The organism is Acidimicrobiia bacterium (assembly GCA_018057765.1).
Classification (GTDB): Bacteria; Actinomycetota; Acidimicrobiia; order IMCC26256; family JAGPDB01; genus JAGPDB01.
On record JAGPDB010000043.1, the window covers coordinates 1 to 5285 of the forward strand.

Consider the following 5285-nt stretch of genomic DNA (forward strand, 5'->3'; position numbering starts at 1 on the left):
AACCACTGCTTTTCATTTGTTCAGCATTCTCTAAAACTGTATAAATTTCCCACGGTGCATTATCTGGGTCATGGACCCAAACTTTATCTTGTATGGCATAACAACAAGTAACGTTGTCTTCAATTTGAGTTTCTAAACCATCAACTGCAAGCCTGGATTGTGCATCTCCAACTTCTTCGCGAGACTCAACTTCTACACCAAGGTGATTAATTGTGCCACCAGCTCCTGCTTTAGTGTTTTCAATCAAGACAAGTTTTAATGGAGGGTTTACAACTGCAAAATTAGCATATCCAGGTTTGCGTTTTGTAGGCTCAATGTTGAATAATTTTGAATAAAAACTAACTGCTTCATCGATATTTGAAACATTTAATGCTAATTGAACTCGTGACATTGAAACTCCTTGAAAGTTAAAATTTCTAATTTGAAATAAGTTGTTTGGTTAAGTTTATCAACAACTCTTTGTCTTTAGGATCACTTTCCGCGATCAATAAGGCTAATGTCACCAGTGCATTATCATTTATTTTTATTTCTCCATTTTTGCGATATAAGTGGTTCATCTTGTTAAGAAAATATACAAATAGAAAAGCACCAGTACGTTTATTTCCATCACTGAATGGGTGGTCTTTAATTATTAGATACAATATATGTGCAGCTTTATCTTCGATTGTTGGGTATAGATCGACCCGCCAAAAGTTTGATAGATAGATCCAATAACTTGATCTAGTCCATGTTCACGCTCATTTCCAAAAAGCGCTGTTGCTTCGTCGCGAGCAATTAGATTATTGCGCAACTCATCTATCACATGCAAGCATTCTTTATAAGTAATTTTCCCTGTTGGCTTTTTACCTTTAGGAGAAGAGATATTTTGTTCATCAAAAGATTGCAACAAAGTAAGAGAATGCGTATAGCGTTCAAGCATCGACAATACTTCATTTGCTAAATCTTTATTTTCTTGTTTATCGATTGTTTGACGGGCAATTTCAAGGGCACGATGTACATCGTTTATTCCACTGTTCAGCTGACCAAGTCGCAATTCATTGATAGTGTATCCTTCTACAATATGTTTCTTCAAAACTTCGGTTGCCCATTTACGAAATTGTGTAGCTTTTTTAGAATTTACTCGATAGCCGACAGAGAGAATCATATCTAGGTTATAGTGATCAATTTGGCGTTCTACCTGGCGTTTTCCTTCTAATCGAACTATCCGGAATTTCCGGATAGTTGAAGATTTGGGCAATTCTTTTGTTGAAACAATATTACCTATATGTTCGCTAATCGTTCGAACATCTACGCCAAAGGCCTCCGCAATTTGTGCCTGGCTCGCCCATACCGTATCTGCACTCACATCAGCACGAAGTTCTAACGAACCATGCTCGGTCTGGTAAATAACTAGATCATTATAATTTTCCATAATTCCTTTCAAATAAATATTTACCCTCGTGCTCCAATATTACAACAAGGGTATGACAAGGGCATGACAAGGGCATGACAAGGGCATGACAAGTCAGGGAGAAATATAGAAACAGCTAATTTGACAAAACATCAGAAACCTAAAAATTAAGAACCTAAAGTAGGTCCCGGCAACTTAACACTGTCGTTCAAATGATCTGTCAACAAATTGACTGTAAAAATTTCTTGATCAAAAACTTTCATTGCGAAATTTAATAATTTAAGTTTTTGCTCAGCGCTTTCTACTCCATCAATCCACTTGCCCGCCCAACGATGTAAAACTTCAGTTGCGAGATATTTACAAAAAATTTCTTCATCTACAGACAAAATTTGTTTATAAGCATCTAGTGCCTGCTCAATAAAAGCAACTGCTACATTGGAATGTATATGGCCAGTCAAAGCATATATTGCAATGTGGGCTAGCCCATTAGGCAAAGCAAAATCACGGTCTGCCCAACATGAGAATCCAAAATCGATCCAAGCCGTAGAACCGTTTTCATTAACAAAAATATTCTTAGGGTGTGTATCTACAGCTATTAGTTGCTGGTTCGCACTAGTAAAACGCGTTTCGAGTTCTTTGAAATAATCTGGCTTGTTTGGATATGCAAGACGAAGTTCCAAACCGCGTTCATAATAATTTTGGCTTGCTGATAACGCTGTTTCAAATTCGTCATGTTTTGCTAGTGCCTGCAACATCAATGCTATGTCTCTACCGAAGTTAACAGCAACATTACTGGGTAAATTTCCAGACAGTATCAAGTCATGTAAAAGTGTGAAATCAGAATCACGCAAATCTTCCATAACAGTAATTGGCACATTTGAAAAGTCATGGATTACCTTAGGCACTTAGACATCACTTGCAGCTAAATATTTCAGCAAACGCGTATCAACATAGTGAGCTTCATAAGGGAGAAGATAAACAGTGGGATCACCATCGATTGCATCACTAGTGTATTTTATAACAACAGGTTTGCCAACTAAGTCAGCACCATATACCTCCGAAACAAAACCACCCTTAAGCTTCTCACCCATCGTGACATTTATACCCTTTTTAGAGAGCATTTTAGCGAGCTCATCTGCAGTTGGAATATGGTTATCGGTTTTAAGTGGTTTGCTAGAAGAACCAACAGGAGTAACGAAATCTTTATTTAGCATACATCAATGATAACACTTGGTTATTTTGAGCCTTGATTAGAGCATGTCTACTAATTTAGTTAGACGATCGAAATCCATGACATGTTCTTTATCACTAGCAGTGGAAGCTTGTATCGCTAACCTATGTTGCGGATCATTAAATTCAAAGTTGATTAAGCATTGCTTTAATAGTGACCTATTATTGTCCAGCCAATTTGATGACTTTACTAGAAGATTCATATTCTTTCTCCGTAGCCATATTTACAAAAATGGGGAAATCAATTATATCTTTTATGGATTCAGAAAGAGCTGCACATAATATTGCTTTATCTTTAAGATCTTCCATATCTCCCGGCGATATATTTGGCGTAATAAATATAAAAGATTTCTCACCAGCATCCTGAATAAGTGTAAGAGCTTTTACACCTTTTATCCAAGGTATTGTTTCGATGAGTTCATTGAGTTCTCCAACTATGGCATCTGGTAGTTTATGATCTTCTTTTTGAGTATCAAATAACATTTTTTCAGCATACTCGCCTGCAGTTTCGAGCAATTCGTATACCCTTGAATATTTAAAGAAATACACCTTACCGTTTTCTGAAATTGCAAAATCTATATTATGGCCAATATCATCAAAATCTTCACTATTAAAAGAAGCAACCATCGCCATTATTTCCATGCTTGCGAACTGGTGAAAGTTTTCTGGTGGATCTTCAATTACTACATCTTGGTATTCGACATGCACGATATAGTTAGTACCTTGTTCATCAATTTCATCATCAGACAATTGAGGTACAAGTTGTTCACGATGTTCTTGTAAAAAATCTTTAGTTAGCTGAAGTCCGTCTACAACATCGTTACCCGTTTCCCAATAACAGCTATAAATTTCATGTAGTAGCCTGCTATTGATTTCAGGATTCAACAAAGTCTCGATCCCGGTTTGGAGTAGGGTTACTAACGGAGATGGCTGTATTTGTGCAGATTCGACGTTTGACATTTAGCTCCTTAGGTAACTTCTCTATTATATTTAAATTCTTTATAAAGTAAAGTTTTTTATTTTGGTGGGCGTGATTACTTGGGTTGGATAAACACTTGTAGTAGCAAAGTCGCTGTTTAAAGTTTCTTCAACCAAGTGTGACCAGGATGTACTTTGTCGAGAGATTCTTTCAGCCAACGTCGTGAATTGTCGTTTAGTTTTTCTCGGCAATTGTCAAAATCAAGCTTATCTTTTTCACGTAATGATTTGGCCTTAAAAAGAAGAACTATTTCTGGTTTTAAAAAAGGAATTCCTTCTTTGCTAATCATACCCATTTCTTCGACATTCATAGTAATACTTTCATCACGTTTGAATAACCAGTTCTCGTTCTGCGTTCGATTGGTCAACATTTCAAATGACCACGGCGAACTTACAGATGGACGACACCAAAGCACTTCCCTATTTATTGGCAAGGGTTCAGAAATTAAAAGCGGTTTATCTTCTAATTTATTCGCGCCCATGCCAGGCCACAATTCCCAACTGGAAAGATATAATCTAAAATCTTTTTCATCTCTCCTAAGTATGGCAATATCTACGTCTTCATGTTCTCGAGTTATTTCGCCTAAAAATAAATCAATAGCCCAACCGCCAGCCACCCACCAAGGTTTTGTTTGCTGGGCAAAAAGTTGTTGTACCTGTGCGAGAGAGTAGTTAACCTTCATTTTTAACCTTAATTTCTTAATTTGACGAAGCCCCAACTCTAGACAAATCATATACTCGTGGGAGCTCTTTGAATCCAGCAGATTTATATGTTGCTACAGCAGCAACATTTGAACTTATCGTACATACAATTGCACTTGAGGATCCCAGCTTTTTAAGCACTTCGAGGCAAGCTAAGGTAACTTCTTTTCCGTAACCCTTACCTCTATGGTTTTGATGGACACCCAAGGGTTCTATCAGCCCAGGCCTACCTTGGCCTGCTGACCAAACTGTTGCAGTAGCAACTGCATTTTTAGAATCATCATATACAAGTAGACATCGAGCATCATCATAGGTTGGAGAGTTTGCCATGGCATGCCATTTTTCTTTTGTAAAGGTAGACCCAACAAAGGACGCGCGTTGAACAGCACATCTAGTATCAACATTTTCAGATCCAACTATTTCAACATGTAGTTTGGATTTCTCAATTGGTTGTGAAAGATCAAAATTTAGAGGTGTCCATGGATCATCTGTTTGCCATCCCCTGTCGATAAGGATTTTATTTAGCAAATCGCCAGTTCTCGCTTCAACGAATACTTCACCTTTTGGCAGGATTCCATGATCAGGTTGTGAGATATCTTCAGCCATCTGTTGTGCAAGTTCGAGATCATTTTGTGCTTGTGGAGCTATGGCTAAACGCAATAAGTTTGCACCGTCCAATAGCCCAATAGCTACTATCTCTCCGTCGCGGAACCAGTTTCGGATTGCATTGGTTGTGGCTTTTTGACCATTTCTTGTGTACCAACCTATATCACCAGGATGTAGTTGTACTCTGCTTTCATCTTTTTGCCATTTTCGAAGAGCTTGCAAACTTTCATTCAAATCAATTGACATAATTATTAAAGATTAGCAGTTAAATAGGTGGTGGCAGGTCGGCGTATTGTTTTTTGTTTGTTGTTGAAAGTTTTGTTGTTTTGTTTTGATGCGTTATTGTGTGGTGTCGCCGGCACAGTAGCACTAGGTTGTC

The 5285-nt window shown here is 37.7% G+C and carries 8 protein-coding genes; all 8 read right to left on the reverse strand.

All coding sequences use genetic code 11. The annotated features are described in order from the left end of the window. A partial coding sequence (locus KBF89_08695) for a VOC family protein (protein ID MBP9116399.1) occupies positions 1-391 on the reverse strand: 391 nt, incomplete at its 3' end. A gap of 25 nt (positions 392-416) precedes the next feature. Then, positions 417-641 carry a Fic family protein gene (locus KBF89_08700; GenBank protein ID MBP9116400.1) on the reverse strand — a complete coding sequence of 75 codons (225 nt, stop codon included), beginning with the start codon at positions 639-641 and terminating at the stop codon, positions 417-419. Continuing rightward, a complete protein-coding gene (locus tag KBF89_08705) occupies positions 632-1411 on the reverse strand; it encodes a virulence RhuM family protein (GenBank protein MBP9116401.1) in 780 nt (259 codons plus the stop codon). The genes KBF89_08700 and KBF89_08705 overlap by 10 nt, the downstream gene beginning before the upstream one ends. A 146-nt stretch (positions 1412-1557) precedes the next feature. Beyond that, the gene (locus KBF89_08710) at positions 1558-2295 is read right to left on the reverse strand and encodes a hypothetical protein (protein MBP9116402.1); all 738 of its coding nucleotides are present in this window, start codon (positions 2293-2295) and stop codon (positions 1558-1560) included. After that, entirely contained in the window at positions 2296-2604 is a 309-nt protein-coding gene (locus tag KBF89_08715; GenBank protein MBP9116403.1) for a hypothetical protein, read from the reverse strand. Between the two features lie 178 nt (positions 2605-2782). Beyond that, positions 2783-3580, reverse strand: coding sequence for a hypothetical protein (locus KBF89_08720; protein ID MBP9116404.1), 798 nt, complete (start codon positions 3578-3580; stop codon positions 2783-2785). A 116-nt stretch (positions 3581-3696) separates the two neighbouring features. After that, on the reverse strand, positions 3697-4281 hold the full coding sequence (locus KBF89_08725) for an aminoglycoside adenylyltransferase (protein MBP9116405.1): 585 nt from the start codon (positions 4279-4281) through the stop codon (positions 3697-3699). A 16-nt stretch (positions 4282-4297) separates the two neighbouring features. Further along, positions 4298-5152: a GNAT family N-acetyltransferase gene (locus KBF89_08730; GenBank protein MBP9116406.1), complete on the reverse strand. Its 855-nt coding sequence runs from the start codon at positions 5150-5152 to the stop codon at positions 4298-4300. Between the last annotated feature and the right edge of the window lie 133 nt (positions 5153-5285).

Bases quoted from the DNA above. Each gene is read 5' to 3' on its own strand.
- KBF89_08705 (MBP9116401.1), bottom strand. From the start codon at position 1,411: ATGGAAAATTATAATGATCTAGTTATTTACCAGACCGAGCATGGTTCG.
- KBF89_08715 (MBP9116403.1), bottom strand. From the start codon at position 2,604: ATGCTAAATAAAGATTTCGTTACTCCTGTTGGTTCTTCTAGCAAACCA.
- KBF89_08720 (MBP9116404.1), bottom strand. From the start codon at position 3,580: ATGTCAAACGTCGAATCTGCACAAATACAGCCATCTCCGTTAGTAACC.
- KBF89_08725 (MBP9116405.1), bottom strand. From the start codon at position 4,281: ATGAAGGTTAACTACTCTCTCGCACAGGTACAACAACTTTTTGCCCAG.
- KBF89_08730 (MBP9116406.1), bottom strand. From the start codon at position 5,152: ATGTCAATTGATTTGAATGAAAGTTTGCAAGCTCTTCGAAAATGGCAA.